At 73.0% G+C, this 13,956-nt stretch carries 10 protein-coding genes and 2 pseudogenes; 2 read left to right on the top strand and 10 right to left on the bottom strand.

The window, feature by feature from the left end:
* The first annotated feature begins 85 nt into the window (after window positions 1-85).
* On the top strand, window positions 86-1,132 hold the full coding sequence (gene sepH, locus R4Z62_RS25885) for a septation protein SepH (RefSeq protein WP_381739550.1): 1,047 nt from the start codon (window positions 86-88) through the stop codon (window positions 1,130-1,132).
* A gap of 70 nt (window positions 1,133-1,202) precedes the next feature.
* Here the strand turns inward: sepH and R4Z62_RS25880 are convergent, their stop codons facing one another.
* On the bottom strand, window positions 1,203-2,054 hold the full coding sequence (locus tag R4Z62_RS25880) for a sulfurtransferase (RefSeq protein WP_491521020.1): 852 nt from the start codon (window positions 2,052-2,054) through the stop codon (window positions 1,203-1,205).
* 243 nt (window positions 2,055-2,297) lie between these two features.
* On the opposite strand from R4Z62_RS25880, the gene R4Z62_RS25875 reads away from it, so the two are divergent.
* On the top strand, window positions 2,298-3,152 hold the full coding sequence (locus tag R4Z62_RS25875) for a VOC family protein (RefSeq protein ID WP_491521019.1): 855 nt from the start codon (window positions 2,298-2,300) through the stop codon (window positions 3,150-3,152).
* Window positions 3,153-4,024: 872 nt separating this feature from the next.
* Here the strand turns inward: R4Z62_RS25875 and R4Z62_RS25870 are convergent.
* The 9 genes and pseudogenes from R4Z62_RS25870 to R4Z62_RS25830 all read right to left on the bottom strand — a co-directional run bounded on the left by R4Z62_RS25870 (window position 4,025) and on the right by R4Z62_RS25830 (window position 13,582).
* The gene (locus R4Z62_RS25870; RefSeq protein WP_491521018.1) at window positions 4,025-4,906 is read right to left on the bottom strand and encodes an SDR family NAD(P)-dependent oxidoreductase; all 882 of its coding nucleotides are present in this window, start codon (window positions 4,904-4,906) and stop codon (window positions 4,025-4,027) included.
* The gene (locus R4Z62_RS25865; protein WP_355480372.1) at window positions 4,903-5,382 is read right to left on the bottom strand and encodes a MarR family winged helix-turn-helix transcriptional regulator; all 480 of its coding nucleotides are present in this window, start codon (window positions 5,380-5,382) and stop codon (window positions 4,903-4,905) included. Before R4Z62_RS25865 ends, R4Z62_RS25870 begins: the two co-directional genes overlap by 4 nt.
* Window positions 5,383-5,796: 414 nt before the next feature.
* Window positions 5,797-6,984 (bottom strand): vWA domain-containing protein, encoded by a 1,188-nt coding sequence (locus tag R4Z62_RS25860; RefSeq protein ID WP_491521017.1) that lies wholly within the window; start codon window positions 6,982-6,984, stop codon window positions 5,797-5,799.
* Between the two features lie 10 nt (window positions 6,985-6,994).
* A complete protein-coding gene (locus R4Z62_RS25855) occupies window positions 6,995-8,203 on the bottom strand; it encodes a sigma 54-interacting transcriptional regulator (protein WP_491521016.1) in 1,209 nt (402 codons plus the stop codon).
* Entirely contained in the window at window positions 8,200-10,026 is a 1,827-nt protein-coding gene (locus R4Z62_RS25850) for an ankyrin repeat domain-containing protein (protein ID WP_491521015.1), read from the bottom strand. Before R4Z62_RS25850 ends, R4Z62_RS25855 begins: the two co-directional genes overlap by 4 nt.
* On the bottom strand, window positions 10,023-11,159 hold the full coding sequence (locus R4Z62_RS25845; protein ID WP_491521014.1) for a leucine-rich repeat domain-containing protein: 1,137 nt from the start codon (window positions 11,157-11,159) through the stop codon (window positions 10,023-10,025). Before R4Z62_RS25845 ends, R4Z62_RS25850 begins: the two co-directional genes overlap by 4 nt.
* Before the next feature lie 105 nt (window positions 11,160-11,264).
* Window positions 11,265-11,340 (bottom strand): annotated as a pseudogene (locus R4Z62_RS25840).
* A 37-nt stretch (window positions 11,341-11,377) separates the two neighbouring features.
* A pseudogene (locus R4Z62_RS25835) lies at window positions 11,378-11,653 on the bottom strand (ATP-binding protein); the annotation flags it as partial.
* A 126-nt stretch (window positions 11,654-11,779) separates the two neighbouring features.
* The gene (locus R4Z62_RS25830; RefSeq protein WP_491519784.1) at window positions 11,780-13,582 is read right to left on the bottom strand and encodes a reverse transcriptase/maturase family protein; all 1,803 of its coding nucleotides are present in this window, start codon (window positions 13,580-13,582) and stop codon (window positions 11,780-11,782) included.
* Between the last annotated feature and the right edge of the window lie 374 nt (window positions 13,583-13,956).

The following is a 13,956-nucleotide window of genomic DNA, read 5'->3' as shown; positions in this document are numbered from 1 at the left end:
GGCAGGCTGCACCCGGGCAGGCCACACTCGACTAGCGGAAGCAGCGACGCACGTGACGTCGGCAGGCACCACCCGGGAGGTCCCCATGCCCGAACTGCGTGTCGTGGCCGTCTCCAATGACGGCACACGGCTGGTGCTGAAGGCTGCGGACAGCACGGAGTACACGCTTCCGATCGACGAACGGCTCCGCGCCGCCGTGCGCGGCGACCGTCCCCGCCTCGGCCAGATCGAGATCGAGGTGGAGAGCCATCTCCGCCCACGTGACATCCAGGCGCGGATAAGAGCGGGAGCGACCGCGGAAGAGGTCGCCCAGCTCGCCGGCATCCCCGTGGACCGCGTCCGCCGCTTCGAGGGCCCCGTGCTCGCCGAGCGCGCCTTCATGGCCGAGCGCGCCCGCAAGACCCCGGTCCGCCGCCCCGGCGAGAACTCCGGCCCGCTGCTCGGCGAGGCCGTGCAGGAGCGGCTGCTGCTGCGGGGCGCCGAGAAGGACACCGTGCAGTGGGACTCCTGGCGCCGCGACGACGGCACCTGGGAGGTGCTGCTCGTCTACCGGGTCGCGGGCGAACCGCACTCGGCGAGCTGGACGTACGATCCGCCGCGGCGCCTGGTGCAGGCCGTCGACTCGGAGGCGCGCGCCCTGATCGGCGAGTCCGACGACCTCGGCACGCCCGAGCCCAGCTTCCCGTTCGTGCCCCGCATCGCCCGGCTGCCCCGCGACCGCCCGCTCGACCGGGAGCGGGACCGGGACCGGGACCGTCCCGCGCTGCCCGCCCAGGCGCTGGAACCGGCCGCCGAGGAGGCTTCCGGTGAACGCGACTCGCTGACCAGCCTGCTGGAGGCGGTGCCGAGCTTCCGCGGCGACATGGTGGTGCCCGAGCGCACCCCCGAACCCGCGCAGGAGCCCGACCAGGAGCCGGAGGTGGAGGAGCCGCCCGCGCCCGCCGCGTCCGCCGGGGCCGGGTCCGCCTACGCCGATGTGCTCATGCCCCGCTCGGTCGGCAGCCACCGCGACCGCCTCGTCGGGGCGACCGACCGGCAGGCCGAGGCTGACGGCGTCCGGCCGGGCCGCCGGGCCGCCGTCCCGAGCTGGGACGAGATCGTGTTCGGCACCCGGCGCAAGAAGCAGGAGTGACCGCAAGCGTGTACGGGTGAGGGCCGCACCGGAAGGCGCGGCCCTCACCCGTACGCGTACTCCCCGTCGGCTACTGCGGCTCCGCGCCCGTCGCCACCGGGCGGGACGGGTCCGCGGACCACTCCGACCAGGAACCGACGTACAGCGCGGCCGGGATGCCCGCGACGGCCAGGGCCAGCACCTCGTGCGCGCCTGAGACGCCCGAGCCGCAGTACACACCGACGTGGGTGCCGTCCGCGGCGCCCAGCTCCCCGAACCGCTCGCGCAGCCGCCCGGCGGGCAGGAACCGGCCGTCCGGGCCGACGTTCTCCGTCGTCGGCGCGGACACCGCGCCCGGGATGTGGCCGCCGACCCGGTCGATGGGCTCGACCTCGCCCCGGTAGCGCTCCCCGGCGCGCGCGTCGAACAGCAGTCCGGAGCGGGCCAGCTCCCCCGCGCCGTCGGCGTCGAGCAGTTCCAGGGCGCCGGGCTCCGGGACGAAATCGCCCTCGGCCGGTTCGGGAACCGTCTGCTCCAGCGGGCCGTCCCAGGCCGCCAGGCCCCCGTCGAGCACCCGGACGTCGGGGTGCCCGGTCCAGCGCAGCAACCACCAGGCGCGCGCCGCCGCCCAGCCCTGCCCGCCGTCGTACACGACGACCGGACGGCCGGAGCCGACCCCGGCACGGCGCATCGCCGCGCCGAACTCGGCGGTGTCGGGCAGCGGGTGGCGGCCGTGCGCGCCCGGCGCGGAGGCGAGTTCACGGTCCAGGTCGACGAAGACGGCGCCGGGCAGGTGGCCCGACGCGTAGGCCGCGCGCCCGTCGAAGGGCGGTTCGCCCGCGGCCTTGGCCGTGCTGAGCTGCCAGCGGACGTCGAGCAGGACCGGCGCCCCGGGGCCCCCGAGGGCGGCCGCCAGATCGGATGCGGAGATGATGGCGTTCATGGCCACCATCCTTGCGCACGGGGTGGCCGCGGCGTCCAGGTCCCGCTACTCTGCTCGGCCGGACAGGTCCGGTCACCAGGCGTACGGGATCAGCCACATGCTGTGCAGCCGATCGACATCCGTCGGCAAGCGCGCCGAAACGGACAGGACACCGCACACGGGGCATCCTCCGGTCATCGTTCCGAGTCCGGAGAGCGAGCGGAATCGACGCGGCCACCGCGAGGGGCCGAGAAGAGAGTGACGATGACTCAGGCACCGTATCCGGCCGGCCGGGACAGCCGGGCGAGCGCCCGGCACACGCCCGGGACACCCTGCTGGGTGAGCCTGATGGTGCACGACATGACCGCGACCCAGACGTTCTACGGCGAGCTGTTCGGCTGGGAGTTCGAGCCGGGGCCCGCCCAGCTCGGCCCCTATGTCCGGGCCCGGCTGGACGGGCGGCAGGTGGCGGGCATCGGCCTGCTGCCGCCCGACCGCCATCTTCCGGTCGCCTGGACCCCGTATCTCGCCTCGGACGACGTGGATGTGACGGCCGAAACGGTACGGCTGTGCGGGGGCACGGTCGGGGTGGGACCGCTCGACGCGGGCGAGGTCGGCCGGCTGGTGCTCGGCTCCGACCCCTCCGGGGCGGTCTTCGGTGCCTGGCAGGTGCCCGGGGAGCGCGGGGGCGCCGCCGACGGCCGGCCCGGCGCGCCGCTCTGGAACGAGCTGCGCGCCTTCGAGACCGCGAACGTCGCCAAGTTCTACGCCTCGCTGTTCGGTTACGAGGAGCGGCGCCCGGAGCCCGGGGGTGCCGGAGCGGGCGAGAAGGCCGCCGACCGGGTGACGCTGTGCCTGGACGGCCGGCCGGTCGCCGGGATCCTCGGCGCGGGGCCCGCGCTGCGGCACGACGGGGGTCCGCACTGGCTGACGTACTTCGAGGTCGCCGACACGGACGCTGCGGTGGAGCGGCTGACCGGGCTCGGCGGACGTGTCGTCGCCCCGGCCCATGACACCGCCCGCGGCCGCACCGCCACGGTCACGGACCCGGAGGGCGCCCGCTTCGCGGTGCTCCAGCGCGGCGGCACGGGAACGGACGGGCGGCGCGCGGCCGGGTGAGATGAGACGCCGACGGCCGTGCCCCGGCCTCGGGGGGCGGCGGATCCGCGGCCGGTTCCGCACGCGGGGCGTGAGGCCCGGGGCCGGTCCCGCGCGTGGGGCCCGGGGCCCGGGGTCTCGGTGCTGCCGCCGCCCTGGTGTCCGTGGCGGGGGCGGGACAGCCGTCGCGGGGTCCGGCTCAGGGGGTCCGGCTCGGGGCATGGGGCTCGGGGGGGGCGGGCTCGGGGCATCGGGCTCGGGCGCCGTGTCCCGGTGCGGATCAAGGTCGTGTGCGTGGTTCAGCGGGGTGGCGGGTGGCCCGGTGGCCGAGGTGGCGGGGTGGTGGCCGCGCTGCGGCGGGGGCACAGGGCGGGCAGTTCGTGCCGGGGGCGGCGGGCGCGGGCCGGTGGGCGCGCCGGGCGGCAGACCTGGACTCGTGGCCGCGCCTCGGCGGGCGACGGGATGGTGGCCGCGTCTCGGCGGGGCGACGGGTGGTGACCGTACGGCGGCGGGATGGGGCGGGGGTGGTGCCCTAGCAGGGGCGAGCGGCGGTGGTGGACGTCAAGGGCCGAGCGGCGCCGGGGCGCCATCGACCTGCTGGACATCCTGGAGTACTGCTCCGGGCCGCGCCGGTGCACGTCGACACGGTACTGACGCAGGAGGTCCTGGCCGACCGACGCGAAGTGGGCGGGCAAGCTCACCGGCGCGGACCGCAGCGCGCTGTCGCCGCTGTTCTGGACCCATGGGCATCCGTACGGCCGGTTCGAGCCGGACATGAACAGCCGCCTGGGCCTGGACCTGCCCATCCAGGCTACGGTGCGTGCCCGGCCCGCGGACTCCGCAGGACGAGGAAGCCGCGATCCCGGCGTGACAACCGGTTCCGGGCCGCCGCCCTACCTGGGGAGGGGCTCCACTCCGAGGAGAGCTGCGGTCTTGGTGTAGACGGTCCGGGCGAGAGCGTCGTTCAGGGCCAGGCGTGAAGGAGTGTCCGGCTGGGACTCGCTGAAGAAGCCGCCGCTGGGGTGCGGTGCGGGCGAGGCGCCGGCGAGCCAGACCGGGGTTTGCACGCCTTCGTCCGGGGTGATGGCGAACGGGCGGAACAGCGGGGCGGTCAGCCGCATCAGACCGCCGGCGTTGCTGTTCATCGCGGTGCCCTTGACCATGCCAGGGTTGGCGTTGTAGATGCTCATGCCGTCGGGGAGGCGGTGTGCGAGTTCTCGCGCGGCCAGGAGGCTGACGAGTTTGCTCGTGGCGTAGACCTTGGGCTGGTTGTAGAAGCGCTTGCTCCACGATGTTCCCGCGACGTCCGGATCGGTGGCGTCGAGCTTGCCGCGTCTTTCCACGAACGAGGACATGTTGATGATCCGCGCTTCGAGCGCAAGCACTCCTTCGGCGAGGAGAGCGTGGGTGAGGAGGAACGGGGCGTGGTGGTTGAGCGCGTAGGTGCGTTCCACACCGTCCGGTGTCTGCTCGTATCGGGGAAACGCTGCTCCTGCATTGTTGATGAGGACGTTCACCGGGTTTCTGTCGGCGGCCAGTTCCGCTGCCAGTGTCTGTACCTGCGACCACTGCCGCAGGTCAGCGGTGTAGGTCCGCGGCGGTGCGGTGTCGCTGCCCGCTGGGGCCAGGCCGCGCAGGCTGTCGGCGGCGGCCCGGGTGCGCGTCGCGTCCCGGCCGACGAGGACGACGCTCCGACCGGCCTTGATCAGGTGGCGTGCCATCACCAGGCCCAGGCCCGAGGCTCCGCCCGTGATGACCGCGGTCCCGCTGCTCATCGCTGCTCCTTGTCCACGTCCACGGTTTCCTCGTCGCCGCCGGCCTGAGCTGTCGGGTGGGGGCCGTCGATCACTTCGCGGAGAAGCGTGTGCAGGCGCAGCCTGCTCTCGTGGTCGAGGCGGGCGAAGGGTGAGTACTCGGTGGTGTGCCGGATGACGCGATCGCGCAGCGCGCATCCCTCGGGGGTGAGCTGGATGAGTTTCGCGCGGCGGTCGGTGGGGTGGGGCACGCGGCGGACCAGGCCGCGCTTCTCCAGCCGGTCGATCATCGACGTGGCGGTTGATGCGTCGCACCGCAAGAGGTCGGCCAGACGGCGCGCGGTCATCTCGCGCCCGCGACTCAGCCTCCACAGCGCATCGGTCTGCGTGTCGGTCAGTCCCGCTTCCTGGGCCAGCTCCTTGAGCTCGGCATGCACCTGGGTGCGGATTGCGAACAGGTAGTCGTGAAGCTCTTCGGTCAGCTGCCGATCATCCATCACCGCACAGTACATGGGTAATCCAATCATTGGAAAGTCCATGTACTTACTTCTGGAAGTCCTCTCGGCACGACAACCGGCCCGCCGCAACGCTCAAGCCGCCCCACCCTTTCCGCTCCTGGACGCAGCGAACCGGCTCCTGGAGATGCTCGACGGACCGCCGGCCGGGATCTACGACCCCACCGGTCCGGGCCGTCTGCTGTCCGGCTTCTTCGCCGCGGTGACCGGGACCGAGCGGGAGAACATCGCGAGGCCACCCCCGAAGGGCTCGATGCCGCCTCCCGCAAAAGCAAGCACGGGCGGCCGGCCGCCGGTCATCACCGACGACACGCCGCACTCTCGGCGGATCGGCAAGGTGGTGGGCGTGCGGCGGCGGATCCGTGTGGTGGGCAGGTCGTGTCTGGGATGGTGGGGTCAGGTGGGTGGGATGCGTATCGTTTCCGCCCAGTGCGGGGGGTGGGGGGCGTCGGGGCCGATCAGGGCCGCTATCAGGCGGCAGGAGGTGGGCTGTTCGGGCCAGGGGGTGAGGCCGTCGGTGAGGACGATGACGATGCCCGGCCGGTCGGGGGCGGTCAGGGCGGCGTGGATGCCGACGCGCAGGTCGGTACCGCCTCCGCCGCCGAGGACGACCTGTTCGGTGGCCGTCACCCGGGACACGGCCTGTACGTCGGCGTCGCAGGCGAGGACGGTCACGCGGTTGCCGCGCACGCCGACCTCGCGCAGCACGCCCGTCACCTCGCCCAGGGCGGCGGCGAGTTCGGCCTCGCCCATCGAACCGGAGGTGTCGACGACCACGGCCACCCGGGGCAGCGGGCGGCGCAGGCTCGGCAGCACGACCCCGCGCAGCGCCGGGGTGCGGCGCGAGGGGCGGCGGTAGGTGTAGTCGACGGCGCCTGCGGCCCAGGCGGCGGCCTCGCGGACCGCGCCGGACAGCGCCTGGCGCCAGTCGACCGTGGGTTCGAGGATCTCCTCGGCCCAGCGCCGCCAGCCTCCGGGCAGGGTGCCGCGGCCGCGCTGGTGGGCGCGCATCGCCTCGGCGGTGTGCCGGCGCAGCGCCTGTGCCTCGGTCTCCCCGAGACGGGCGGGACCGGCGGGGCCGGTGATCTCCCAGGGCACCGGACGGCCATGGGCGCCCGGTCCGCAGTCGTGTGCCTGGCGGTGGGCGGGCAGCCCCGGCAGATACGCCTCGAACAACTGCCCGTCCGGCAGGCCGAAGAGGCGGGGCTCGACGCGTCCGGCGGGCAGCCGCAGACCGTCGGCGAGGAGGTCGTCGTTGATCTCGCAGTCCTGGGCGATGTTCACCCGGTGCGCGTCGCGCTGGTCGGCGGCGGGCAGCCGCTCGGCGCGGCCGTGGTGGTCGCGCAGCAGGTGCGCGGCCTCGTGCACCCATACGCCCGCGAGTTCCGCGACCGGGGTCGACTCGACGAAGGCGGGCGACACGTAGCAGCGCCAGTGCCGGTCCACGCCCATGGTCGGCACCTCGTGGGAGGGGACGACCGTCAGGGCGTACAGAGCGGAGGCGAGATACGGGCGGTCGCTCGCCGCGCGGTAGCGGGCGGCGAGCAGCTTGGTGGTGTCCAGTTCCCGGCGGGCGTCCGTCATCGCCGTGCCCTCATGGGCTGCCGGGCAGGGCCCCGGAGAGCTGGAGCAGGTCGAGGAAGCCGTCGATGCCGGGCGGCACCGGCCAGTCCGGGTGGCGCATCGCCGCGAGGTCGGTGGCGGCGCGGGCGGCCACGTCCGGTACGCCCGCCTCCACGGCCTTGCCCAGCACCGTCCAGCCGGCCTCCCAGCGGGGCCGGGTGAGGTCGCTCCGGACGGCGGCGACCACCGCGATGAGGAAGGCCAGTTGGCGGTCGCCGCGCTCGGGCAGGGCGAACGCGTCGGGGTCGGCGAGGACCCGTTCGGGGTCCGGCAGGTCGAGGTGCTCCAGGTACGACAGCAGTTCGATGCCCGCGCCGTCGCCGACCGCGCCGGTGAGCGCGGCGGCCACCGCCTCGCGCCCGGCGCCGGTCGCGTAGCCGGTGGCGAGCAGCCGCAGCGCCATCTCCCAGGTGCGCGGGGACGGCCAGGAGCGGCCCCGGCTCTCGGCGTCGGCGGGCAGGTGGTGGACCAGTCCCGGCCGGGCGGTGAGGAAGCCGGAGACGGCGCCGCGGGCCCGTGCCACGGCGCCGGGCACCTTGCCCGCGTCGACCGTGGGGACGGCCGCCTCGGGCCAGGTGCCAGCCATGCCGCGGGCGACCGTGCGCGGGTCGTGCGTCCAGTCCAGGTGGACGAAGCGGTTGGCCAGCGGCGGGCTGAGGTGCCAGCCGTCGGCGGCGCTGGAGGGCGGGTTGGCGGCGGCGACGATCCGGACCGCGTCGGGCAGGGCGAGGCTGCCGACCCGGCGTTCGAGGACGACGCGCAGCAGCGCCGCCTGCACGGCCGGGGGCGCCGAGGAGAGTTCGTCGAAGAAGAGGAGGCCCTGTCCGGCGCGGGTGAGCCGGACCGCCCAGTCGGGCGGGGCCATCGGCACTCCGGTGACCGCCGGGTCGTCGCCGACGATCGGCAGCCCGGCGAAGTCGGAGGGCTCGTGGACGCTGGCGATGACCGTCTCCAGCGGCAGGCCGAGCCCGGCGGCGAGCTGTTCGAGGCCCGCGGACTTGCCGATGCCCGGCTCACCCCACAGCAGGACGGGCTGATTGGCCGTCACCGCGAGTGCCAGCGCTTCCAGTTGGGTGCTGGCGGCGGGCTCGGTGTGCCGGATGCGCAGCCGGTCGACCAGGTGGTCGGCGGCGGCCAGGGGGCCCGGGGGGAGGGTGCCTGTGGGGCGGGTGGTGCTCACGGGGTCCCGTCCTCGCCGTCGTGGGCGTCGTCGGTGTCGTCGGTGTCGTACGGCTGCCGCTCCCGTTCCTTCTCGTCCAGCCACCGGTCCAGCCAGGCGACGCCGAGGTCCGGATGCTCCGCGTGGACGCGCTCGCGCAGGTGGGCCAGGTCGGTCCGCCGGTAGCGGCGGATGATCTGGGCCAGGGAGAACGCGGACTCGTCGACGACGTCGAGCCGGGCACCGGCGGCGACGAGCGCCTCCACCAGGGCACGGGAGCCGCCGTCGTTGACCGCGGTGAACAGCGGGGTGCGCTCGCGCCGGTCGCGGGCCTCCAGGTCGAGCCCGTGCGCGAGCAGCCGGGGCAGCAGCGTCTCGTGGTCCAGCAGGTGCAGGACGTGCAGCAGGGTGCGTCCGGAGGCGTCCCGCACCCCCGGGTCCATGCCCAGGTCCAGCAGGGCGAGCACCCCGTGGGTGTCGCCGTGCTGGGCGCGCAGGAACAGTTCCCGCCGCTGGGCGCGCAGGGCCTTGGGCAGCCGGCCCTCCCCCGATGTCCAGGTCTGCCGGACGGCGAAGCAGCCGGTGACGGCGCCGCCGAAGGCGCGCAGGGCCTGCTCGCGCCGCTGCTCCTCGTCGCTGTGCGGCATCTGGAGCAGGCCGCCGCCCGGCCGGAAGCCGACCTCGTGCCACGCGCCGCGGCAGCGGACCCGGACGGGTGCGGGGGCGCCGGGTCCGGGCGGTCCGCCGGGGCCGCCGGTGGCGCGCAGCGCGGGGAACAGGGCGTCGCGGACCAGCGGGTGCAGGTGCTCCGTGGTGATCCCGCCGTCGCGCAGCAGGTCGAGGTCGGGCAGGCGGCGCCAGCGCGCCTCGGCCAGGAGCGGCACGCCCTGGGCCTTGGTCCGGTCGACGAGCCGGGCCCTGAGCCCGGTCCCGCCGGACGGGGGCGTCTCCAGCAGGAGGTGGGTGCGGGAGTCGCTGCCGAGGAGGAAGCGGTGTCCGGCGCCCGCCTCGGCCGACCCGCGGACCTCGCGTTCCAGCCGGGTGTGGTCGAGGGCGAACCGGCCGAGGAACGCCTCGGGGTCGGACCGGTACCAGCGGAAGCCCTGCGGTGGCGGGGTCAGGTCGGCGTCGACACCGGCCGCCGCGAGGGCCGCGTGGCATTCACCGCGCTGGTGCAGCACGGTGATCCATTCGGCGCGGGCCGCCGGGTCGCCGGGGCCGGGGTCGGCGGTGGGCAGTTCGTCCACGGCGCGCGAGGTGCCGTCGGGGCGGAGGAACGGGAGGCGGTCGTGGGCGCCGCCGCAGCGTTCGCGCAGTGCGGCGGTGTGCCGGGCGTCCCACAGGTGCCGGGCGTGCCGCCAGTCCTCGGTCCGGGGTCCGAAGACACCGGGGGCCCGCTCGTCCTCGACCGTCCGGAACCGCAGGGCGACCCGCTGCGGGCCCTCCCGCATCGCGGGGGTGGTGACGTACAGGTACGGGGTCGTGCCGGGGCGTTCGGCCCGGTCCACCGGGCGGTAGCGGGCGAGGACCACGGTCCGGCCGGTGTCCAGGGTGGTCCAGCCGCCGAGCAGCCGGGGCAGGTGCCAGTGCAGCAGGTCGGGGACGAGGTGGCGCAGGTCGTCCGTCAGGGCGTCGGCGACGTCCCGGCCGCAGTGGGAGGCGATCTCCGCGAGGTCGAGGGCGAGGTCGACGCGGGCCGCCGCGCACGCGCCGCGCCAGTCACCGGCCAGGCGGCGCCCGGTGGCCTGTTCGATGGTCGTGCGGGTCACCGCGTGGCGGCGGATCCGCCGCCGGGCCGCCGCCTCCTCGGTGGAGAAGCAGGGCGGTGCGGGGCACGGGCTCACCGGTAGACGCTCCCTATCGCGCGCAGGTCGGGGTGGGTGCCGGTGCCGGGCCGCAGACGGCGGGTGAAGGACCGCTTGACCTTGCGGGGCAGTCCGGGGCCCAGACCGACGTACTCCAGCGGCGAGTCGTCCGGTACGGCGGCGAGCAGGGACTTGGCGCCGCGTCCGGTGAGTCCGGTGTGGCGCAGTTCGAGGCGGCGCAGCGGGCTGCCCGGCAGGGCGGCGGCCAGGGCGTGGGCGCCTTCGTCGCCGGTGGCGTTGGCGGGGGCGCCCAGGCTCCGTTCGGAGGGCGGGCGGCCCAGGTCGAGCGTCTCGATGCCGGTCAGGGCGTCCGCGAGGGCGCGCGCCCCGGCGGGTCCGATGCCGTTGCCGCCCAGGCCGAGCCGCAGGGGGCGGGCGGGGTCGGCGGCCGCGGCGAGGACGGCGGCGCCCTCGTCACCGAGGTGGTTGGCGGGCAGGTACAGCTCGCGTACGCCCGCCTCGCGCACGAGCGCGGCCAGCGGTCCGGCGGCGTCGGCGGTCAGGCCGTTGCCGCCGAGGAAGAGGCGTTCGACCGGCTGCGGGCGGTCGGTGAGGGCGTCCAGCAGGGCGCGCAGTCCGGCGGTGGTGAGGCCGGTGTTGACCAGGTCCAGGGTGCGCAGGGCGGTGTTGCGGCGCAGCAGCGCGGCGAGCGCGCGGGCGCCGTCGTCGCCGACCGGGTTGCGTTTGAGCCACAGGGCGCGGACGGTCGTGTCGGCCGCCAGCGCTCCGGCGAGCGCGGTGACGCCGTCCGGGCCGATGCGGTTGCAGCCGAGGTAGAGGGTGTGCAGCCCGTGCGGTCCGGAGCCGACGGCCCGTGCCACCGCGGTCGCGCCCTCGTCCCCGATGGCGTTGGTGCCGAGCAGGAGGTGCCGGGCGTGCGGCGAGGCGGCGGCCACGGGCAGCAGGCGGGCGGCGCCCGCCGCGCCGAGTCCCTGCTTGCACAGGTCGATCCGGCCGTCCGCGCGTACGGTGCCGAGCGGGAACGTCTCGTCGTCCGCCACCGGGCGTGCCGAGTCCAGCCGGGCCAGCAGCGGGTCCAGCGCGGCGGGATCGCTGATCGGGATGTCCGGGTGCTCGATCGCCGGGCAGCGCACGGGTGTCGGCTGCGTCATCACCACTCCACCGGTCCGTCGCCGGTGCCCGCCTCGCCGGGGGCGGCACCGCTCCCGGCCGTCCGGGGCCGGACCGACGCCCATCGACTTCCTCCACGACAAGGGTGGCAAGGCTGGTCGGATTCGAACCGACGTCCTCCAGCTTGATGCGTGGGCGCGACGACCACTGCGCTACAGCCTTGCCGGGGAGATCATAGCCATATCCGCCTGGCCGCCGTTCAGTTGGCGGCGGGGCCGGGTCCCGCGTACTCGGCCCAGACGGTCTTGCCCGGTCCGTCCGGGCGCGGCTGCCAGCCCCAGCGGGTGGCCAGGTGCGCCACGAGGAGCAGCCCGCGGCCGGACTCCTCGGCGCCGGCGGCGCCCTGCGGCGGGCCGGGGCGGCGCGGGAGGCGTTCGGCCCGGGTGTCGGTGACCTCGACGCGGACGGTACGGGCGCCCGCGGCGGCGTGCAGAGCGAGCCGGAAGTCCCGGCCGGGCACATGGCCGTGCCGTAGTACCGGTAGGCCACAGGCGAGGTGGCTGCCGCGGCAGCTCCTTTTCTGTGGCCCCCGGCCCGAACCCGCCGTGCACCTTTCGGTGCAGCGGGCTCTCCAGCGATTACTGCGTGATCCTGGGCCCGGTTATGCGTGGATGTTTTCATGGCAGGGCGGACAGACCACCAGGGTTCTGCGTCGCTTCTTGACCATTAGCTGCATCCACGGAGGCTGCTCTTTCCGCGCCTGGAGCTCTGCAAGGTGGCGAACTTGGTGGACTTGCACGGCTGTTCGCTTGTTGCAGAGTTCGCACCGTCCTTTGCGGAGCCGGTCGATGAGCTGGCTTCCGCGCGGGCGGCTGCGGGGAGTGAATTGAGTAGGCGGAAGGTCGTCAATGACGGCTTTCCGCTGCCGGATCAGGGGAATACCACCGAACCGTGCGATCAGCGGTTTCCTGCCCTCACGTTTGATCCTGGCCTCAAAACATCTGCGTGGTCCGACGGGTGTCCGGATGGTTGTTTTGTACTTGTTGGCCATCGCGGTCACCCGTGACCGATGCCTGGCGGCCAGGGTCTTGAGCATGGAGGTCAGCATGACCCCCTTGAGCCGGTCGAGTTTCCAGACATCGCCGGCCAGCAGGTAGTACTGAACGATGCCCCGGTACTGCGCTCCGTAAATGCCGATGATGTCGAAGGGTGTGCAACTCGTCAGCGGGAGCAGGTGTGTGGGTTTGCCACGGTGGAGGAACGGGGCGCATTTGGCCTTGATCACACCTTTGGGTACGCGGAGTTGGATCTTCCCGTTGATGGAGCGGAGACCGCGATTGATGCGGCCGCCCCTGGAGACCTTTTCATCTGCGTGCTGGACGGTGATCTCGTAGCCGAGGAAGCGGGCCGCTTGGGTGCGGCCATGGGTGATCAGCGTTTTGCCCTGGTTGAGTTCCAGCTTGAGGTCGTCGCGGAGGAATGCGGCCAGGCGCTGTTTGATCGTCTCGGCTTCGGCCTTGGGTCCGATGAACCCGAGGAGATGATCGTCCGCGTAGCGGATGTAGCGTAGCCGCCGGTAGCCGGGATCATGCGGATCACCGACCGGATGGTGGCGCAACTCCTTTCGCCATTGGCGGACTTGAGCGGACTCGGTATTCTCCTTCCTGTAGGCGAGTCGCTTCCGGGCAGTGCCGATTGCGTTCTCCAGCTCCTTATAGGCCGGATTCTTGCGGCGAGCTGCTCCTCGGGTGAATTCCGGGATGAGAACTGTCTCGACGAATGTGTCCAACCGGTCCATGTAGATGTTGGACAGGAGTGGGGAGAGCACACCGCCTTGCGGGGAGCCCGACAGGGTGGCGTGCCATCTCCAGTCCTCCAGGTATCCCGCCTTCAGCATCTGTCGGATGAGGCGGAGGAACCGGTTATCGTGGATCTTCTCCGATAGAATGGCCAGCAGAATCTCATGATCCAGCGAGCCGAAGCAGTCGGAGATGTCTCCTTCGATGAACCAGGTTGTCCCGGTCCAGTTGTATGTCACTTCGGACAGTGCCGTGTGACAGCCCCGGCCGGGGCGGAAACCGTGAGAGCGGCTGGAGAAACGCGGCTCGTAATACGTTTCCAGAAGAAGGCGTATCACTTCACCGACGAGTTTGTCCGACCAGGACGGCAGGCCGAGCGGGCGCGTCTTTCCGTTGGATTTCGGAATGTGGACGCGCCGCACCGGGCGGAAGCGATAGCGCTCATGACGCATGGCTTCGATGATGTGTCCGATCTTGGCTTCGGACATGCCGTCAGCGGTTTCCCCGCAGACTCCGGGTGTCATCGCGCCGTGGTTGGCGTAGATGCGCCCGTAGGCCAGTAGATACAGGCTTGGATTGAACAACTGTCGATACAGTTCATCACACGGCAGGCTTCGCCTGCCGCGTTCACGCAGGACATCAAGCACCGTTTCGGCGTTCTGCATTACGCATACCTCCCAGCATCGTGATGTCCGAATCACCTGGCCCCCTTCGCCCTGTGGACGGCTTTCCCGTCCTCCTTGGCAGGTCGTTACTCCTACGACTACTACGGGGCCTCCGTCACCTTGAGGCTCGCGCCTTTTAGGTGATCCCATGTTCGTCTCTGTTGTACGTGTCTAGCGCGAGTTAGGCGCCCCACTCATCCCCTTGAATTCCCTCACTGGGAATCATTCCGCGACCCGAAGGGTGCGATGGATACGCAGTTACTCCACCGCAGGGTGCGGCGCCGGTGTCACGTGTGGCTTTCCGGCGGATGCAGTCCATTTCATCCTTTGGAGATTGGAGTTCAGGCAGTACAGCTTTCGCCATATCGCGCGGG

It is taken from the genome of Streptomyces sp. PL-25 (genome assembly GCF_058344915.1).
Note: the sequence above shows the minus strand (reverse complement) of the source record. Positions and strands in the feature narration are given on the sequence as shown.

What these genes read in the sequence shown, in the direction of transcription:
- R4Z62_RS25880 (WP_491521020.1), bottom strand. Translation starts at nt 2,054, where the DNA reads ATGAACGCCATCATCTCCGCATCCGATCTGGCGGCCGCCCTCGGGGGC.
- R4Z62_RS25860 (WP_491521017.1), bottom strand. Translation starts at nt 6,984, where the DNA reads ATGACGGACGCCCGCCGGGAACTGGACACCACCAAGCTGCTCGCCGCC.
- R4Z62_RS25845 (WP_491521014.1), bottom strand. Translation starts at nt 11,159, where the DNA reads ATGACGCAGCCGACACCCGTGCGCTGCCCGGCGATCGAGCACCCGGAC.
- R4Z62_RS25830 (WP_491519784.1), bottom strand. Translation starts at nt 13,582, where the DNA reads ATGCAGAACGCCGAAACGGTGCTTGATGTCCTGCGTGAACGCGGCAGG.
- R4Z62_RS25870 (WP_491521018.1), bottom strand. Translation starts at nt 4,906, where the DNA reads ATGAGCAGCGGGACCGCGGTCATCACGGGCGGAGCCTCGGGCCTGGGC.
- sepH (WP_381739550.1), top strand. Translation starts at nt 86, where the DNA reads ATGCCCGAACTGCGTGTCGTGGCCGTCTCCAATGACGGCACACGGCTG.
- R4Z62_RS25865 (WP_355480372.1), bottom strand. Translation starts at nt 5,382, where the DNA reads ATGGATGATCGGCAGCTGACCGAAGAGCTTCACGACTACCTGTTCGCA.
- R4Z62_RS25875 (WP_491521019.1), top strand. Translation starts at nt 2,298, where the DNA reads ATGACTCAGGCACCGTATCCGGCCGGCCGGGACAGCCGGGCGAGCGCC.